Here is a 17500-nt window from a genome sequence, read left to right as displayed (position 1 = left end):
GCGGGGATTACGGCGTGGTGGCCTTCTGGTTCAGCACGATGTTGACGATGCCGGTGTAGGCACCCTTGGTGGCGATCGGGGCCGGCGTGGTCTGGGCGATGACCAGCGGCATCGAGATCGACGCGCCCGGGGTGGAGCCGGCACCGGTGAACAGATCGGCGGCCTTGAACTCGACCGGAGTCACTGCCAGCGCGCGGTTGTTGAGGCTGACCGTCATCGGCACAGTAACCTTGCCATCACCATTGGCGAGCACAAAGGCGCTACCAATCTTGGCCTCGATATCGGCGCTTTCATCATTGGAGTGGATGCGCACATGCTGGGTGCTCGGCACCAGGCCACGCAGCGGATCGTGGGTCAGGGTGACGGCGTCCGGCAGTGCGCTGCCGTCATCACGCAGCAGGGCCAGGGTCGGGTCGACGTCGGCGTAGACGGAGATCTTGGTTTCCACGGCGTGCGCGGACAGCGAAGCCGTGGCCAGCGCTGCAGCGAGCGCGGCCTTCTTGATAGTGGCGTGCATGGGTGTCTCTCTCGGACAAGGGGGAATATGAAAGCCCCCCTCCCCTAAGGAGATAGGGAGGGAGGCGCCGCCCGCAGAGGTGGTTGCGGGCGACGGAGAGAATGTTAGAAATCCCTTGTCCTGCCGGCCATTCAAGCATTCCTAAAACATTGAATGCTAAGGAAGATTCTTGAAGGCGCTCAATGTTTGAGGGTTATGCAATTTCCCTCATTCGTTGAATGCAACAAACCTCATTGCCTTGCTTTTGTAGAGTCGAGCCATGCTCGACTGCTGTTCGCGCCGCTCGCGCTATGCGTGCGAGTCGAGCATGGCTCGACTCTACAGTGGTTCATCCACGCATGGCGTGTATCTACAGACAAGGTTACGCAACTTCCCTCACGCGTTGAGTACAACAAACCCCATTGCCTCGCCTTTGTAGAGTCGAGCCATGCTCGACTGCTGTTCGCGCTGTGCGTGCGAGTCGAGCATGGCTCGACTCTACATGTCGCAATCGTGACCGAGCCTCAGCCTGCGGGCACCACGGTGGCCCGATCAACAACGATGTCGGTCGGCTTGAACCGATACGTGTCGACCTCGCCATGCGGTTCCACCACCGTACCCATCCGATGGCCTCCGTCGGCAGATCGTCGTCGATCTCCTATTCGATCAAGGCGATGACAACAGAAAGGACTCCATGGCCGCCACCAGGGCCAAGGGTGTCTCATTCATCGGGTAGTGCCCTGCATCCTCCAGAACCTCCAGCGTGGCCTGCCGGTAGCGGCGCAGATAGGTGCGCTCCATCAGTGATCGGTTGAAGGTCGGATCGTGCCCACCTATCAGCACCTTCAACCGGTGCTCGCCGACGATCTCGTCGCTGAAATCCGTATCTGCCCACGCGGCTAGATAGGCAGCAAACGCGTCGGGCGCGGAGTGCTGCATTGAATAACGGGCCTTCCAATCCAGCCAGGCTGCGGGCAGCCGCCCGCCGGTACTGCGATCGATGATGGCCCTTCGGCTGGCCACGCTGCCGGAAGCGCTCTCCAGAAGTCCTCGCGTGGATGCGTCATAGGCAATGCCGCCACAGGGAACGGGTGCGATGGCCAGCATGGACCGCACCCGCTGGGGGGCGAGCACGGCAATGCGCTCGATCGCCATGCCCCCCATGGAATGCCCCGCTACGCTGAACGTTTCCAGCTGAAGTGCATCGGCGAGCGAGAGTGCGTCACGGGCGATTTCGTCGATGCTGTACTGCCCCACCACATCGCGCATGCCGCCGTATCCACGGCAGTCCATGAAGATGTAGCTGAAGTGGTCGCGTGACAGCCACGGCTCGATCGGTTCGAACGCGTGTGCGTCGCCGAACCAGCCATGCAGGACCAGGACGGAGTGAGGCCCCTGCCCCACGCGATGAAAAGTGTTGGCCATGAAGCATTGCCGCAATGAGGAGGAGTGTTGATGCTAGGCAGCGCAGGCCCGGCCCACCGTCGATGACAGGTCAACCGCTATAGAATCCGGGCCATGCGCAATTCGCTGCTCGATCCCTATGAAGACCTGCCGCGCGATGTCGTGGTCACCTCGAACGACTACGCAGCGTCGTCCACCTTTCCGCGCCATGCCCATCGACGCGGACAGTTCGCGTTCGCCGCGCGCGGCACCATCAGCGTGACGACACCGCAGGGGCGCTGGCTGGTGCCGCCACAGCGCGCCTGCTGGGTTCCCGCCGGGCTGGCCCACGAGATGACGATGCGCGGGCCGGTGACGATGCTCAACGCCTTCCTTTCCATCGAGGCCGCTGCTGCGGTGACGATGCCGGCGCAGTGCCACGTGTATGCCGTTTCGCCGCTGCTGCGGCAGCTGCTGGAAGGCGCAGTGGACCTACCTGCGCTGTACGACGAGGACGGGCGTGCGGGCAAGCTGATGCAGTTGCTGGTCGCGGAGATCGCGTCGATGCCGATGCTTTCCCTGCATGCGCCGTTGCCTGCCGATGCACGCCTGGCACACGTCTGCCGGGCGCTGTTCGATGCGCCCTCACTCGCCATCGGGCTTGATGAGGTGGCTGCGGATGCAGGCATGAGCCGGCGCACCTTCACGCGGACGTTCCGCGCGGATACCGGGGTGAGTTTCGCCGAGTGGCGGCAGCAGGTGTGCCTGCTGGCGGCCATCGAACGGCTGGGCCAGGGGCAGGCGGTGACACGCGTGGCCCTGGACCTGGGGTATGCGAGTCCCAGTGCGTTTTCCGCCGCGTTCCGGCGCGAACTGGGGTGTTCGCCGAGCCAGTATTCAGAGGTGTAGTGCTCTGCTTTTGTAGAGTCGAGCCATGCTCGACTCAGCAAGAGCAGTCGAGCATGGCTCGACTCTACAAAAGCGTGCCGACCAAGGTTGGCACCCACCAGGACGGCAAAAAAAACGCCCCGCGGATGCGGGGCGTTCTCGGCACAACCTACGCGGGCGATCAGCCCTGGTAGTCGCGCACGTCGCTGCCGGTGTAGACCTGGCGCGGACGGCCGATCTTCATTTCCGGGTCAACCTGCTGTTCGAGCCAATGCGAGACCCAGCCGGAGGTACGGCCCAGGGCGAACATGACGGTGAACATTTCGGTCGGGATCTGCAGCGCCTTGTAGATGATGCCGCTGTAGAAATCGACGTTCGGGTACAGCTTGCGGGCGACGAAGTACTCGTCCTGCAGCGCGGCCTGTTCCAGCTTCACGGCCACGTCCAGCAGCGGATCCTGCACGCCCAGCTGCTTGAGCACCTTGCTGGTCATCTCGCCGATGACCTTGGCGCGCGGATCGAAGTTCTTGTAGACGCGGTGGCCGAAGCCCATCAGGCGGAAGCCGGAGGTCTTGTCCTTGGCCTTGACCACGGCGGACTCGACGTTGTCGGCGCTGCCGATCTCTTCCAGCATCTTCAGCACGGCTTCGTTGGCACCGCCGTGGGCCGGACCCCACAGCGCGGTGACGCCAGCGGCGACCGACGCGTACGGGTTGGCACCGGTCGAGCCGACCAGGCGCACGGTCGAGGTCGAGGCGTTCTGCTCGTGGTCGGCGTGCAGGATGAACAGCAGGTCCAGCGCCTTGACCACGTCCGGGTTCAGGTCGTACTGGCCATCAGCCGACTCGAAGGTCTGCTTCAGGAAGCGGCTGACGTAGTCCAGCGAGGTATCCGGCTTGTTGGCCGGCAGGCCCTTGCCATGGCGGTAGATCAGCGCCGACAGGGTCGGCACCTTGGCGATCAGGCGCACGGCGGCCTGGCGGCGCTGTTCGGCGTCGGACAGGTCCAGCGAGTCGTGGTAGATGGCCGACAGCTGCGCGATCGCGGCAGCCAGGATGGCCATCGGGTGGGCGTCCTTGGCGAAGCTGCCGATCAGGGTGTTGATCGACGCATCGACGTTGGCTTCGGCGGTCAGCTCATCGGTGAAGGCCTTCAGCTGCTCGGCGCTCGGGCGCTCGCCGTTGATCAGCAGGTAGGCCACTTCGACGTAGCTCGACTTTTCCGACAGCTGTTCGATCGGGTAGCCGCGGTACAGCAGCACGCCCTTGTCGCCGTCGATGTAAGTGATGGCGGACTTGCAGCTGGCCGTCGCGGTGAAGCCGGAATCGTAGGTGAAGAACCCCGTTTCCTTGGTCAGCTTCGCGATGTCGACGCAGTCGTTGCCAAGGGTGGGTTTGATGACGGGCAGAACGACGGACTTATCGCCGGCGTTGAGCGTGACCTGATCAAGATCGGACACTGTGTGCGCTCCTTCATGGGAAGGCGCCTGCCCAAGCGCATTGGTCAGGCACGTGAATGACGTCCTCGGCCTGTGCCGGGGATCACGCCATTATCGCACAGCAGCATTTGCCCGGCGCTAGACAGAAGTCGTATACGACAGGCGGCCAGACGCCGGCCGTTGAGCGGCCCGGATCGGCAAAAGCGTTGTCACACGAACGCAGTGTTCCGTCCATCCAAACGCCCGTTGGGTTGGCGTTGGGGAAAAACAAACGGCCGCGCAGAGCGCGGCCGTCGGTTCGAAGCTGGATCGACAGATCAGCGCGCGTAGCGCTTCTGGAACTTGTCGATACGGCCCGAGGTGTCGATGACCTTGTGCTTGCCCGTGTAGAACGGGTGCGAAGCCGAGGAAATTTCAACCTTCACCAGCGGGTAGTCGTTGCCGTCTTCCCACTTGATGGTTTCCTTCGTCGCCATGGTCGAGCGGGTCAGGATCTTGAAATCGGAGGTGACGTCATGGAAGACGACGTCGCGGTAGTTCGGATGGATATCGGCCTTCATGGGCTCACACCGTAAATGGGCTGGTGGTCAAGAGCGGCATTATAAGCACCGGTTGCCGCTCGGGGCAACCGGTGCCGGTCAATCAACTTCAGTCCGCGCCCAGGGCCTGGCGCACAAGGGCCTCGAAACGCTGCTGGTCGTAGGCCATCAGCAGATCGCAGTTGTCCGGCTGGCCGGTCTGGCGGTTCCAGTCGACGATGGTGGCGCCGCGGCTGAACGTGCCGTTCAGTTCCACGTTCAGCGGACGCGATTCGACCTGCAGCTGCCCTTCCGGGTTCAGTGCCCAGGCCATGGCCACCGCATCGGCGGTGTACCAGCGCCCGCCCTTGCTGTCTTCGGACAGGCCACGGGTCTTGCGGGAGATCAGCTCGTAGAAGCGGGCACGATCGGAATCGGCCTGCAGCCACTTCTCGGCATCCTGCAGCGGCAGGCCATGGGCGACGGTGGCCTCCCAGTCCGACACCAGCAGGTGCTTGAACGAAGTGAACACCACGTGCGCCGCTTCCGGATCGAACGCAATGTTGAATTCGGCCGCCGGGGTGATGTTGCCGTGGCAGGTGACCGCGCCACCCATGACCACGATGCGCTTGATGCGCTCGGGCAGGGTCGGGTCCAGCTTCAGTGCCAGCGCCAGGTTGGTCAGCGGGCCAAGCATCACCAGCATCAGTTCGCCGGCGTGCTCGTGCGACAGGCGCAGGATGGCCAGCGCGGCATGCTCGGCCTCGGCCTGGCGGCTCGGCGGCGGCAGGTCCACGTCGCCGTAGCCGTCACGGCCATGCACGTGGGCGGCGTCAACGGAGGGATGCAGCAGCGGATCCGGGCTGCCGGCAAACACCGGCACGTCGGCGCGGCCGACGATGTCGCAGAGCTTGAGGGCGTTGCGGACGGTGTACTGCAGGCCGACATTGCCGGCGGCGATGGTCAGGGCGACCACGTCATGCCGTTCGTCGGCAAAGGCCATCAGCAGGGCCAGGGCGTCGTCCACACCGGGGTCGGTGTCGATCAACAGGGGGATCTTGTGGGTCATCGTTGCCGTCTTCAGATCGGCAACGAAGTGTGGACCGGGATGATGACCGTTGCAAGTACGGGGGGTTGGGGTTCGGCAGGGCTGCGCCCTGCACCCGCAGAGGCAGGAGCAACGGCAACAGCAACGGCAACGTCAGAAGCTGGTTTTCTGGAGGATGGCGGGATGGGTCCGGTGGCAGGGGCCGCCGTGAACCCGTCCATGGGGGCTTGGTCGCGGCATCCATGCCGCTCACACCCCTGCCACCGGACCCATCCCGCCTTCGACAGATTTCCGCGATCTGTCGGAACGGCGTTCTGCTCTGGTGGGTGTCGACCTCGGTCCACACATCCACGCAATGCGTGGAGGAACATGTAAATGATCGAATTGGCTCTCTGTAGAGTCGAGCCATGCTCGACTCCCGCGCGCAGCGCGAAAAGCAGCCGAGCGTGGGCGTGGGCGTGGCTCTACAGTAGATCCACGCCATGCGTGGATGAGCGTCCCGGGGATGGGGTCAGAGCCCTTTGCTGTGCAAAGGGGTCTGACCCCGCCACTTACGCCGAGGCGTAACGCACGGCGGTGCCGATCCAGCGCTGCACCACGCGATCGGCCAGCGCGGGTTGCTGGGCCAGCAGGCGTTCGGCAAGATCGTGCACGCCGGGCAGCAGGCCGGCGTCGCGGGCCAGGTCGGCAATGCGGAAGCCGGCCAGGCCGGTCTGCCGGGTACCCAGCAGTTCGCCGGGGCCGCGCAGTTCCAGATCCTTTTCGGCGATGACGAAGCCATCGTTGGTTTCGCGCATGGTCTGCAAACGCTCGCGCGCCATCTGCGAAAGCGGCGCCTGGTACAGCAGCACGCAGCGCGATACCGCCGAACCACGACCCACGCGGCCGCGCAACTGGTGCAGCTGGGCCAAGCCCAGCCGTTCGGCATTCTCGATCACCATCAGCGAGGCATTCGGTACGTCCACGCCCACTTCAATCACGGTGGTCGCCACCAGCAGGTCGATCTCACCGGCCTTGAACGCCACCATCGTCGCCAGCTTCTCGGCGGCCTTCAGGCGGCCATGCACCAGCCCGACGCGCACGCCCGGCAGCAGCGCCTGCAGCGACTCGTAGGTGGCCTGCGCCGGCGTCGCATCCAGCTCCTCGCTTTCCTCGATGAGCGTGCACACCCAGTACACCTGCCGCCCTTCCTGGCAGGCCAGCGCGATGCGCTCGATCAGTTCGGGACGGCGATCGTTGTTGAGTGCCACGGTCTGCACCGGTGTGCGGCCGGGAGGCAGTTCGTCAATGGCCGACACATCCAGATCCGCGTATTCGGACATCGCCAGCGTGCGCGGAATCGGCGTGGCGGTCATCACCAGCTGGTGCGGCACGCTGTTGCCACCCGCGCCCTTGTCGCGCAGGGCCAGCCGCTGGTGCACGCCGAAGCGGTGCTGTTCGTCGACGATGGCCAGAGCCAGATCCTGGAATACCACCGCCTCCTGCATCAGTGCATGGGTACCGACCACCACCTGCGCTTCGCCGTTGGCGACCTGCTCCATCACCTTGGCGCGCGCCTTGCCGGTGACCTTGCCGGCCAGCCAGGCGATACGCACGCCCAGCGGTTCCAGCCAGCCGCGCAGGTTGTTGAGATGCTGCTCGGCCAGCAGTTCGGTGGGCGCTGCCAATGCGACCTGCTTACCCTGCTCGACTGCCAGCATCGCGGCCAGTGCGGCGACCACGGTCTTGCCGGAGCCGACGTCGCCCTGCACCAGCCGCAGCATCGGGCTGGGCCGTGCGAGGTCTTCGCGAATCTGCTTGAACACACGCGCCTGTGCACCCGTCAGCGCGAACGGCAGCTGTTTCAGCAGCGCCTTGGCCAGCTTGCCGGGGCCGGCCAGCGGCGGCGCATGGTGCGCCTGCAAGGCAATACGCTGGCGGCGCAGGCTAAGGTGATGGGCCAGCAGCTCTTCCATTGCCAGACGACGCTGCGCCGGGTGGGTGCCTGCTGCCAAGGCGGCCAGATCGGCATCCGGCGGCGGCCGATGCACGGTCAGCAGCGCACTGCGCAGCGACGGCAGGCCGAGGCCATCCAGCCAGCCGCTGGGCAGTAGTTCCAGCGTGCTTTCCTCAGGCAGGCGATCCAGCGCCTGACCGATCAGCTTGCGCATGGTCATCGGGCCGACGCCTTCGACGGTGGGATACACCGGGTCGAGGCGGTCGCCGAGTTCGGGATCGTCGTTGCGGCCCAGCACCTGGTAGCTGGGATGGACGATTTCCAGGCCGAGGTGGCCGGGTTTGGGCGTGCCGAAGCAGCGCAGCCGGTTGCCGACCGCGAACTGGCCGACCTGCTGCTGGCGGAAATGGAAGAAGCGCAGCACCAGGGTGCCCTGCCCCTCATCCTCCACCGCCACTTTCAGCATCGGCCGGTAGCGCATGCCGCGCTCGACCGCGACCACCCGCACTTCCACCTGCGCCGGCACGCCATTGCGCAGGTCTTCGATGCGGGTCAGCCGGGTCCGGTCTTCATAGCGCAGCGGCAGATGAAGCCAGAGATCCTGCAGGGTGGCCAGGCCACGCGCCTGCAGTTTGGCGGCCACGGCCGGCCCCACGCCAGCGAGCATCGCCAGGGATGCTTCGCCGGACGGTGACAGGACCGGGGTGACCGCCGCCTTGCGTGCCACGTGGCGGTCAGTCGATGACCATCACCGCGTCGACCTCGAAGTTGGCGCCCTTCGGCAGGCCGGAGACTTCGATGGTGGAACGGGCCGGGTACGGGGCCTGGAAGTAGTCCTGCATGACCGCGTTGACCTTGGCGAACTCGCCCAGGTCGGTCAGGTACAGGCCCAGGCGCACGACCTTGTCCAGCGAGCCGCCAGCGGCTTCGGCCACGGCCTTGAGGTTGTCGAAGGCGCGGCGGGCCTGCGCTTCAACGTCACCGGCGCCGACGATGTCGCCGGTGACCGGGTCGAGCGGGATCTGGCCGGAGAAATACACGGTGTTGCCGGCGCGCACGGCCTGCGAGTACGGGCCGATGGCGGCGGGGGCCTTTTCGGTGTTGATGATCTGGCGGGACATGGGTCGCTCCGGTGCTTGGGGGAAAACAGAGCGGTGATTGTACCGGGTGGGGGCGCGCGTCGGCTGGGGTCGGATCCGTTTCCCGGCGGGAAACGGCTCTGACCCTGCACGGTGATGGTAGTGCCGGCCGCTGGCCGGCAACTCCATGAACGTTTGCCGGCATCGCAAGGTTGCCGGTCAGCGGCCGGCACAACCGGGAATATCCACGCATGGCTTGGATCTACTGCGATACAACCGGTAGCGTCGGGCCATTCCCGGCGAGCGCGCGATCATCCACGCATTGTGTGGACCTACGGGGGGATTCAATGGGGTCAGAGCCCTCTCCGCAGGAGAGGGATCCGACCCCCGGGTTCGCGTTACTGGCGGCGTACCGATTGCACGACCGACAGGCGGCGCAGGCGGCGCATCACTTCGGCCAGGTGGTTGCGGTCGCGCACCTGGATGTTGAACGCCAGCACGGCAGCGTTGAAGTCACGGTCCAGGTAGTCCACCCGTTCGATGTTGGAGTGGCTCTGGGCGATGGCGGCGGCCAGCTGCGCCAGCACGCCGGTGCCGTTCTCCACTTCCACCACCAGCGAGGTGTCGTAGTCGCCGGAAACGGTGGTGTCCCAGCCGATCGGCACCCAGCGCTCGGGCGACTTGCGCAGCTCGGCCAGGTTCGGGCAGTCCATGCGGTGCACCACGATGCCCTTGCCGGCGGTGTGGTAGCCCATGATCTCGTCGCCGGGAATCGGCTGGCAGCAACCGGCGAAGGTGACCACGCCGCGCTCGCTGCCGTTGATCAGGATCTTTTCCTGCGAGTGGTGGCGCGAATGCGGGCCGCCACGCAGTTCGGCATAGGCCATCAGCGCCTGCGCGGCCTGGGTCGGCATCCAGTTGCCCAGTGCGACCTCGGCCAACAGTGCCTCCAGGCGCGGGAAGCGGTGCTCGGTCAGGAACGCATCCAGGCGCCCCTTCGGCAGCCGCTCCAGCGACGAATCCATCGCCTCCAGCGCACGGTCGAGCATGCGGTGGCCGAGCTGCACGGCGTCTTCGTGCTCCAGCTGCTTGAGCTGGTGGCGGATGGCGGTGCGCGCCTTGCTGGTGACCACGAATTCCAGCCACTGCGGCTTCGGCGTGGCCGAACGGGCGGTGATGATCTCCACCGACTGCCCGGACACCAGCTTGGTGCGCAGTGGCACCAGCTTCTTGTCCACGCGCGAGGCCACGGCCATGTTGCCGACGTCGGTATGCACGGCGTAGGCGAAGTCCAGCGCGGTGGAATTGCGCGGCAGGGCCAGGATCTTGCCCTTCGGGGTGAACAGGTAGACCTCGTCCGGGAACAGGTCGACCTTGACGTTGTCGAGGAACTCCAGCGAGGACCCGGCGGCGCGCTGCGAGTCGATCAGCTCGACGATCCAGGCGTGCGCGCGGCTCTGTGCGCTGTTGGGCGAATCACCACCGAACTTGTAGGTCCAGTGCGCGGCCACGCCGCGTTCGGCAATCAGGTCCATTTCCTCGGTGCGGATCTGCACCTCGATCGGCGAGCCATAAGGCCCGAACAGCACGGTGTGCAGCGACTGGTAACCGTTGGCCTTGGGAATGGCGATGAAGTCGCGGAAGCGGCCATCCAGCGGCTTGAAGGTGGCATGCACCGAACCCAGCGCGTGGTAGCAGCTGGGCACGCTGCGCACGACCAGGCGGAATCCGAACACGTCCATCACCTGGTCGAAGGATTTGTTCTCGTCGCGCATCTTGTTGTAGATGCTCCACGGGGTCTTGATGCGGCTGACCAGGCGGTGCTCGATCCCTTCTTTGGCCAGGCGCTGCGACAGCTGCACTTCCACCTGCGCCATCGCCTCGCGGCGCACTACCGGCTGACTGCGGATGTGTTTCTCGATGATGGCGTGGCGCCACGGGTACAGCGCCTTGAAACCGAGGTTCTGCAGCTCGCTCTTGACCAGGCTCATGCCCAGGCGCTGGGCGATGGGTGCGTAGATCTCCAGCGTCTCGCGGGCAATGCGGCCGCGTGCTTCGCGGCTCTGCGCGCCCAGCGTGCGCATGTTGTGCAGGCGGTCGGCCAGCTTGATCATGATCACGCGCAGGTCGCGCGACATCGCCAGCAGCATCTTGCGGAAGCTCTCGGCGGCTGCTTCCTGGCGGTCGCGGAACTTCAGCTTGTCCAGCTTGGTCACGCCGTCGACCAGTTCGGCCACGGCTTCGCCGAACTCGGCGGCCAGCGCCTCACGGGTCAGCGGGGTGTCTTCGATGGTGTCGTGCAGGATCGCGGCGATCAGCGCTTCCACGTCCAGGCCGAGCTCGGCCAGCACCTGGGCCACGGCCACTGGATGGGTGATATAGGGCTCGCCCGACTTGCGCGTCTGCCCAGCATGCGCGGCGGCGCCGACTTCCCAGGCACGGCGCAACAGCGGCAGCTGTTCCGGCGGCAGGTAATGGGCGGCGCGTTCAAGCTGGAGGACGTAGTCGGGTACGGCGGCAGCGGGGGCTGCGGCGACCTTGGCAGTGGGGCCTGGGTTCATGCCCGAAGCCTATTCCAGCGCGACGTTTACGGCAAATCCTGAATGCGAAACAGCCCGCACGGGGCGGGCTGTTCGGCACATCCAACGATTACGTTGATCGATGCGATCAATCGTCGTTCTTGGACATGTCTTCGTCGGCGACCACTTCCGCGGCAGCCCACTCCAGCGCTTCGCGCTCGGCGCGCTCACGCTCGGCCTTCTCGACTTCGTCGATCAGCGCGTTGTCGATCTTGCGGGCAGCGATTTCGCGCAGCGCCAGCACGGTCGGCTTGTCCTCGGTCTCGCTGTTGTCCAGCGTGGCCTGCACGCCGTTGGCGAGCTGGCGGGCACGCTTGGAAGCCATCATGACCAGTTCGAAACGGTTGTTAACGACTTCCAGGCAATCTTCTACGGTGATGCGGGCCATACGGGCTCCCGGCGACCGGTCGGCCGCTCAGTCGAATGAGGGAAAGGGGACGGAGTGTACTGGCAGGGGCTGGACAAAATCAAGCCAACCCCTACCCGATTCTTTTGGAATCAGTCAGTTGCGCCCGGATCAGGGGTCAGCAGGGCCTGGATCAGGCCGGCGTGGCGGACCTTCTGGGCCTCCCGGCGCAGCCGGCTGGCGGTGAAGATGGCGCACAGCTCGTCCACGGCGGTGTCGAACACCTCGTTGACGATGACGTAGTCGAACTCGTTGAAGTGCAGCATCTCGTCACGGGCCGCGCCCAGGCGCTGGGCGATGACCGCCTCGCTGTCCTGGCCGCGCTTGCGCATGCGGTCCTGCAGGGCCTGCTTGGACGGCGGCAGGATGAACACAGTGACCGTGCCTGGCACCAGCTGGCGCACCTGCTGCGCGCCCTGCCAGTCGATCTCCAGCAGCACGTCCTGGCCGGCGGCCAGCTGCGGTTCCACCGACTGGCGGGCGGTGCCCTTCCAGTCGCCGTGCACCCAGGCATGCTCGAAGAAGTCGCCGGCGGCGATCATCTGTTCGAACTTCTCGGCGCTGACGAAGTGGTAGTGCTGGCCGTTCACTTCACCGGGGCGCATCGCGCGCGAGGTGAAGGAGATCGACAGGGCGATCTGCGGGTCACGCGCCAGGGTGGCGTTGACGATGCTGCTCTTGCCGGCGCCGGAGGGCGCCGCAACGATGTACAGCGTGCCGCGCGCGACGGCGTCCGACGGAGTAGACGGGGCGCTCATGCACGGAACCCAACTGGTTGATTTCGCAAAATTTTTCCTCGATGTTCCAGATCCGGCGCGGAGGATCGCGCCAGGACGGCGGGGGCTGCGCGGAACATCCTGGAACCAGGCCCGGCAGACGACTCCCCGGGGTGCGGGCACGCAACTTTACCAGAGCCACCCCTTGCCGCGCCCGCCCGGCAGGCGCCGGGCCTTGTGCCACATGGGCGTGCGGGGGCCTGTGCTATAACCGGGCCGTACCCAACGACAGCCCGGAGGCCCGTGCCTCCCCGCCATCCCAGGAGAACGGCATGTCCTCGATGAGCCGCCGCCAGTTCCTGAAAGTGACCGGGACAACCCTGGTCGGCTCCAGCCTGGCACTGATGGGCTTCGCGCCCGGCATCGCGCTCGCGGAGGTTCGGCAATACAAGCTGACCCGCGCGACCGAGACCCGCAACACCTGTACATACTGTTCGGTGGCCTGCGGCATCCTGATGTACAGCCTCGGCGACGGCGCCAAGAACGCCGAGCCGAGCATCTTCCATATCGAGGGCGACCCGGACCATCCGGTCAACCGCGGCACGCTGTGCCCGAAGGGTGCCGGCCTGGCCGACATCATCCACAGCAAGTCGCGCCTGCTCTACCCCGAGTACCGCGCACCGGGCTCGAACGAGTGGAAGCGGCTGAGCTGGGACGATGCGCTGGACCGCATCGCGCGGCTGATGAAGGAAGACCGCGATGCAAACTTCGTGCAGAAGAACGAGGCCGGGCAGACGGTCAACCGCTGGCTGACCACCGGCATGCTGGCGGCCTCGGCGACCAGCAATGAAACCGCGGTGCTGACCCACAAGGTCGTCCGCTCCCTTGGCATGTTGGCATTCGACAACCAGGCACGTGTCTGACACGGCCCGACGGTGGCAGGTCTTGCCCCGACGCTAGGCCGTGGTGCGATGACGAATCACTGGGTCGACATCAAGAATGCCGACCTGATCCTGATCATGGGTGGCAATGCCGCCGAGGCACACCCGTGCGGGTTCAAATGGGTGACCGAGGCGAAGGCACACAACAAGGCCCGACTGATCGTGGTCGATCCGCGCTTCAACCGCTCGGCCGCGGTGGCCGACGTGTATGCGCCGATCCGTACCGGCACCGACATCGTGTTCCTGGGCGGCCTGATCAACTACCTGTTGACCGAGGACCGCATCCAGCACGAGTACGTGCTGAACTACACCGACATGTCGTTCCTGGTGAAGGACGAGTTCGCCTTCAAGGACGGCCTGTATTCGGGCTACAACGAAGAGAAGCGCAGCTACGACCGCTCCAGCTGGGACTACGCCTACGGTGACGATGGCTTCGTGCGCAGCGACCCGACGCTGAAGGACCCGCGCTGCGTCTACACCCTGCTCAAGCAGCACTACGCGCGCTACACCGTGGAGATGGTCGAACGCATCTGCGGCACGCCCGCCGACAGCATCCGCCAGGTCTGGGACATGATCGCGTCCACCGCCGGCAAGGACAAGGCGATGACCATCCTGTACGCGCTGGGTTGGACGCAGCACTCGATCGGCGCGCAGAACGTGCGCGCCGGCACCATGGTGCAGCTGCTGCTGGGCAACATCGGCGTGGCCGGCGGCGGCATGAACGCGCTGCGCGGGCATTCCAACATCCAGGGCCTGACCGACATCGGCTTGATGTCCGACCTGCTGCCCGGCTACCTGACGCTGCCGAAACAGGACGAGCAGGACTACGACGCTTACATCGCCAAGCGCACGCAGAAGCCACTGCGCGCCAACCAGATGTCGTTCTGGCAGAACTACCCGAAGTTCCACGTCAGCCTGATGAAGTCGTGGTGGGGCGACGCCGCTACCGCCGACAACAACTGGTGCTTCGACCATCTGCCCAAGCTCGACAAGCCGTACGACATGCTGCAGGCGTACGAGCTGATGAACGAGGGCAAGATCCACGGCTACATCTGCCAGGGGTTCAACCCGCTGGCTTCGGCGCCGAACAAGGGCAAGCTGATCAGTGCGTTCTCCAAGCTGAAGTTCATGGTCAGCATGGACCCGCTGGAAACCGAGACCATTGCCTTCTGGCAGAACCATGGTGCGTTGAACGACGTCGATCCGGGCACGATCCAGACCGAAGTATTCCGCCTGCCGACCACCTCCTTCGCCGAGGAGAACGGCGCGGTGGTGAACTCCTCGCGTTGGCTGCAGTGGCACTGGAAGGGTGCCAATCCGCCGGGCGAAGCGCGCAGCGACATCGAGATCATGTCCGAGCTGTTCCATCGCATCAAAGCGATGTACGAGAAGGACGGCGGTGCGTGGTGGGAGCCGGTGCGTGACCTGGCCTGGAAGTACTCCAACCCGGAACTGCCGACGCCGGAAGAACTGGCGATGGAATACAACGGCAAGGCACTGGCCGACGTGTTCGATCCGAAGGACCCGACCAAGCTGGTGCGCAAGGCCGGCGAGCAGCTGGCCGCGTTCGGCGACCTGCGCGACGACGGCAGCACATCCTCCGGCTGCTGGATCTACATCGGTGCCTGGGGCCCGACCGGCAACATGATGGCGCGGCGTGACAACAGTGACCCTACGGGCATCGGCAACACGCTGGGCTGGGCATGGGCATGGCCGGCCAACCGCCGCGTGATGTACAACCGCGCGTCGTGCGACGTGGCTGGCCAACCATTCGATCCGCGCCGCACGCTGCTGGCCTGGAACGGCAAGAACTGGGGCAGCGTGGACGTGCCGGACTTCAAGGCCGACGAAGATCCCGCCGGCGGCATGGGCCCGTTCATCATGAATCCGGAAGGCATCGCCCGCTTCTTCGCAAAGGCTGGCATGGCCGAGGGCCCGTTCCCGGAGCACTACGAACCGTTCGACACCCCGCTGCGCAGCAACCCGCTCAGCCCGGGGCAGGCACTGACGCTGAACAACCCGGCGGCACGCGTGTTCGCCAGCGATCGCGCACAGATCGGTTCGCCGGACGAGTTCCCGCATGTAGCCACAACCTACCGCCTGACCGAGCATTTCCACTTCTGGACCAAGCACGGCAAGTTGAACGCCATCATCCAGCCCGAGCAGTTCGTCGAGATCGGCGCGGCGTTGGCCGATGAGCTGGGCATCAACAACGGCAGCCGCGTGCGGGTCAGTTCCAAGCGCGGGCACATCGAAGCGGTGGCGATGGTGACCAAGCGCATCAAGGCCCTGCAGATTGATGGCAGAACCGTGCACCAGGTGGGCGTGCCGATCCACTGGGGTTTCCTCGGTGCGGCCAAGCCCGGATACATCGCCAATACGCTGACCAACGCCATCGGTGACGGCAACTCGCAGACGCCCGAATCGAAGTGCATCCTGGTCAAGGTCGAGAAGGTGTAGGAGACACGCCATGTCACTGCAATCCCTGGACATCATCCGCCGCTCGGCCACGACCACGCCCTCGCCGGAGGCGCGCGGTGCGCACACCGGCCAGGTCGCCAAGCTGATCGATGTGAGCAAGTGCATCGGCTGCAAGGCCTGCCAGGTCGCCTGCATGGAGTGGAACGACCTGCGCGACGAGGTCGGCAGCTGCGTTGGCAGCTACGACAACCCGCCCGACCTGAGCGAACAGTCGTGGACGGTGATGAAGTTCCGCGAGTACGAGGACGAGAAGGGCAAGCTGGAGTGGCTGATCCGCAAGGAAGGCTGCATGCACTGCAGCGATCCGGGCTGCCTGAAGGCCTGCCCGTCGCCGGGCGCGATCATCCAGTACGCCAACGGCATCGTCGACTTCCAGGAAGAGAACTGCATCGGCTGCGGCTACTGCGTGACCGGTTGCCCGTTCGACGTGCCGCGCATTTCCAAGAAGGACCACAAGGCCTACAAGTGCACGCTGTGTTCGGACCGGGTGGCGGTGGGCCAGGAACCGGCCTGCGTGAAGACCTGCCCGACCGGTGCGATCACCTTCGGCAGCAAGCAGGCGATGACCGAGCATGCCGCCGGCCGCGTGGAGGACCTGAAATCGCGTGGCTACGAGAACGCCGGCCTGTACGACCCGCAGGGCGTCGGCGGCACCCATGTGATGTACGTGCTGCAGCACGTGGACAAGCCCGAGCTGTACGCCGACCTGCCCAAGGACCCGCGCATCAGCCCGATGGTGGAAGTGTGGAAGGGCGTGGCCAAGCCGCTGGGCGTGCTGGCGATCGCCGCCACGGCCTTCGCCGGCTTCCTGCATTACATCGGCATCGGCCGCAACACGGTGGACGAGGAAGAGGAAGAACACGCCGAGCGTGAGGCCGAGAAGATCGAGGAGGACCGGTCATGAGCCGCGCCCCGCGCCCCCGCGAGATCATCCGCTACCGTGCGCCGACCCGCATCAACCACTGGATCGTGGCGATCTGCTTCGTGCTGACCGCGCTGTCCGGGCTGGCGCTGTTCCACCCTGCCCTGTTCCCACTGACCCAGCTATTCGGTGGCGGGCCGTGGACGCGCATCCTGCATCCGTTCATCGGCCTGGCCATGGTGATCGGCTTTGCGCTGCTGGCGCTGCGGATGTGGCGTGACAACTTCCTCAGCGCCGATGACCGCGCGTGGATGCGCGGCATGCGCGATGTACTGCGCAACGAGGATGAGAAGCTGCCACCGGTGGGCCGCTTCAATGCCGGCCAGAAGCTGCTGTTCTGGGCCATCATCGGTTGCCTGTCGGCGCTGCTGCTGACCGGCTTCGTGATCTGGCGGCAGTACTTCAGCCACTTCTTCCCGATCGGGGTGATCCGCTTCTCGGTGCTTGCCCATGCGCTGTTCGGCTGGGTACTGGTCTGCGCGATCGTGGTGCACATCTATGCAGCGATCTGGATCAAGGGCTCGGTGCGGGCGATGACCCAGGGCAAGGTGACCTACGGGTGGGCGTACAAGCATCACCGGCAGTGGTTCCGGGACATCCTGCGCGGGCGGCGGGAACAGGGTTAGCGGCAGGGCCTGCGGCCCTGCACCCGCAGAGGCAACGTCAACG

The 17500-nt window shown here is 65.4% G+C and carries 14 protein-coding genes; 4 read left to right on the top strand and 10 right to left on the bottom strand.

What is annotated here, in order from left to right; translation table 11 throughout:
* Positions 1–7: 7 nt before the first annotated feature.
* Positions 8–517: a CS1 type fimbrial major subunit gene (locus N5D91_RS13230; protein WP_180847531.1), complete on the bottom strand. Its 510-nt coding sequence runs from the start codon at positions 515–517 to the stop codon at positions 8–10.
* A gap of 645 nt (positions 518–1162) precedes the next feature.
* A complete protein-coding gene (locus N5D91_RS13225) occupies positions 1163–1921 on the bottom strand; it encodes an alpha/beta hydrolase (protein ID WP_180854258.1) in 759 nt (252 codons plus the stop codon).
* Between the two features lie 93 nt (positions 1922–2014).
* Here N5D91_RS13225 and N5D91_RS13220 point away from each other — a divergent pair, with 93 nt between their 5' ends.
* Positions 2015–2788 carry a helix-turn-helix transcriptional regulator gene (locus tag N5D91_RS13220; protein WP_110713465.1) on the top strand — a complete coding sequence of 258 codons (774 nt, stop codon included), beginning with the start codon at positions 2015–2017 and terminating at the stop codon, positions 2786–2788.
* 160 nt (positions 2789–2948) lie between these two features.
* Here the strand turns inward: N5D91_RS13220 and N5D91_RS13215 are convergent, their stop codons facing one another.
* The 8 genes from N5D91_RS13215 to gmk form a co-directional block, all read right to left on the bottom strand.
* Complete coding sequence (locus N5D91_RS13215; protein WP_110713467.1) at positions 2949–4226, bottom strand: citrate synthase; 1278 nt, start codon at positions 4224–4226, stop codon at positions 2949–2951.
* Between the two features lie 296 nt (positions 4227–4522).
* Complete coding sequence (locus N5D91_RS13210; protein ID WP_010484049.1) at positions 4523–4765, bottom strand: type B 50S ribosomal protein L31; 243 nt, start codon at positions 4763–4765, stop codon at positions 4523–4525.
* An 88-nt stretch (positions 4766–4853) separates the two neighbouring features.
* Positions 4854–5792 carry a nucleoside hydrolase gene (locus N5D91_RS13205; RefSeq protein WP_032127836.1) on the bottom strand — a complete coding sequence of 313 codons (939 nt, stop codon included), beginning with the start codon at positions 5790–5792 and terminating at the stop codon, positions 4854–4856.
* A gap of 530 nt (positions 5793–6322) precedes the next feature.
* Positions 6323–8434, bottom strand: coding sequence for an ATP-dependent DNA helicase RecG (gene recG, locus N5D91_RS13200; RefSeq protein ID WP_180854259.1), 2112 nt, complete (start codon positions 8432–8434; stop codon positions 6323–6325).
* 7 nt (positions 8435–8441) lie between these two features.
* Positions 8442–8828 (bottom strand): RidA family protein, encoded by a 387-nt coding sequence (locus N5D91_RS13195; RefSeq protein ID WP_110713470.1) that lies wholly within the window; start codon positions 8826–8828, stop codon positions 8442–8444.
* Positions 8829–9184: 356 nt separating this feature from the next.
* The gene (locus N5D91_RS13190) at positions 9185–11347 is read right to left on the bottom strand and encodes a bifunctional (p)ppGpp synthetase/guanosine-3',5'-bis(diphosphate) 3'-pyrophosphohydrolase (protein ID WP_110713471.1); all 2163 of its coding nucleotides are present in this window, start codon (positions 11345–11347) and stop codon (positions 9185–9187) included.
* Between the two features lie 106 nt (positions 11348–11453).
* The gene (rpoZ, locus tag N5D91_RS13185; RefSeq protein ID WP_005410877.1) at positions 11454–11753 is read right to left on the bottom strand and encodes a DNA-directed RNA polymerase subunit omega; all 300 of its coding nucleotides are present in this window, start codon (positions 11751–11753) and stop codon (positions 11454–11456) included.
* A gap of 110 nt (positions 11754–11863) precedes the next feature.
* Complete coding sequence (gene gmk / locus N5D91_RS13180; protein ID WP_110713473.1) at positions 11864–12529, bottom strand: guanylate kinase; 666 nt, start codon at positions 12527–12529, stop codon at positions 11864–11866.
* 290 nt (positions 12530–12819) lie between these two features.
* Between gmk and fdnG the strand changes: the two genes are divergently transcribed.
* Genes fdnG through N5D91_RS13165 form a run of 3 tightly spaced genes read left to right on the top strand, consistent with a single transcriptional unit; the run spans position 12820 to position 17457 of the window.
* The gene (fdnG, locus tag N5D91_RS13175) at positions 12820–15888 is read left to right on the top strand and encodes a formate dehydrogenase-N subunit alpha (protein WP_180854260.1); all 3069 of its coding nucleotides are present in this window, start codon (positions 12820–12822) and stop codon (positions 15886–15888) included.
* A gap of 10 nt (positions 15889–15898) precedes the next feature.
* Positions 15899–16813 (top strand): formate dehydrogenase subunit beta, encoded by a 915-nt coding sequence (fdxH, locus tag N5D91_RS13170; RefSeq protein WP_097049444.1) that lies wholly within the window; start codon positions 15899–15901, stop codon positions 16811–16813.
* A complete protein-coding gene (locus N5D91_RS13165; protein WP_164119395.1) occupies positions 16810–17457 on the top strand; it encodes a formate dehydrogenase subunit gamma in 648 nt (215 codons plus the stop codon). Before fdxH ends, N5D91_RS13165 begins: the two co-directional genes overlap by 4 nt.
* Positions 17458–17500: the final 43 nt, after the last annotated feature.

Source organism: Stenotrophomonas sp. GD03794 (assembly GCF_029842145.1).
In the GTDB taxonomy this organism is placed as follows: domain Bacteria; phylum Pseudomonadota; class Gammaproteobacteria; order Xanthomonadales; family Xanthomonadaceae; genus Stenotrophomonas; species Stenotrophomonas riyadhensis.
Note: the sequence above shows the minus strand (reverse complement) of the source record. Positions and strands in the feature narration are given on the sequence as shown.

Coding starts and splice junctions, on each gene's coding strand:
- N5D91_RS13230 (WP_180847531.1), bottom strand. CDS start 517: ATGCACGCCACTATCAAGAAGGCCGCGCTCGCTGCAGCGCTGGCCACG.
- N5D91_RS13225 (WP_180854258.1), bottom strand. CDS start 1,921: ATGGCCAACACTTTTCATCGCGTGGGGCAGGGGCCTCACTCCGTCCTG.
- N5D91_RS13220 (WP_110713465.1), top strand. CDS start 2,015: ATGCGCAATTCGCTGCTCGATCCCTATGAAGACCTGCCGCGCGATGTC.
- N5D91_RS13210 (WP_010484049.1), bottom strand. CDS start 4,765: ATGAAGGCCGATATCCATCCGAACTACCGCGACGTCGTCTTCCATGAC.
- N5D91_RS13205 (WP_032127836.1), bottom strand. CDS start 5,792: ATGACCCACAAGATCCCCCTGTTGATCGACACCGACCCCGGTGTGGAC.
- N5D91_RS13195 (WP_110713470.1), bottom strand. CDS start 8,828: ATGTCCCGCCAGATCATCAACACCGAAAAGGCCCCCGCCGCCATCGGC.
- N5D91_RS13190 (WP_110713471.1), bottom strand. CDS start 11,347: ATGAACCCAGGCCCCACTGCCAAGGTCGCCGCAGCCCCCGCTGCCGCC.
- rpoZ (WP_005410877.1), bottom strand. CDS start 11,753: ATGGCCCGCATCACCGTAGAAGATTGCCTGGAAGTCGTTAACAACCGT.
- gmk (WP_110713473.1), bottom strand. CDS start 12,529: ATGAGCGCCCCGTCTACTCCGTCGGACGCCGTCGCGCGCGGCACGCTG.
- fdxH (WP_097049444.1), top strand. CDS start 15,899: ATGTCACTGCAATCCCTGGACATCATCCGCCGCTCGGCCACGACCACG.
- N5D91_RS13165 (WP_164119395.1), top strand. CDS start 16,810: ATGAGCCGCGCCCCGCGCCCCCGCGAGATCATCCGCTACCGTGCGCCG.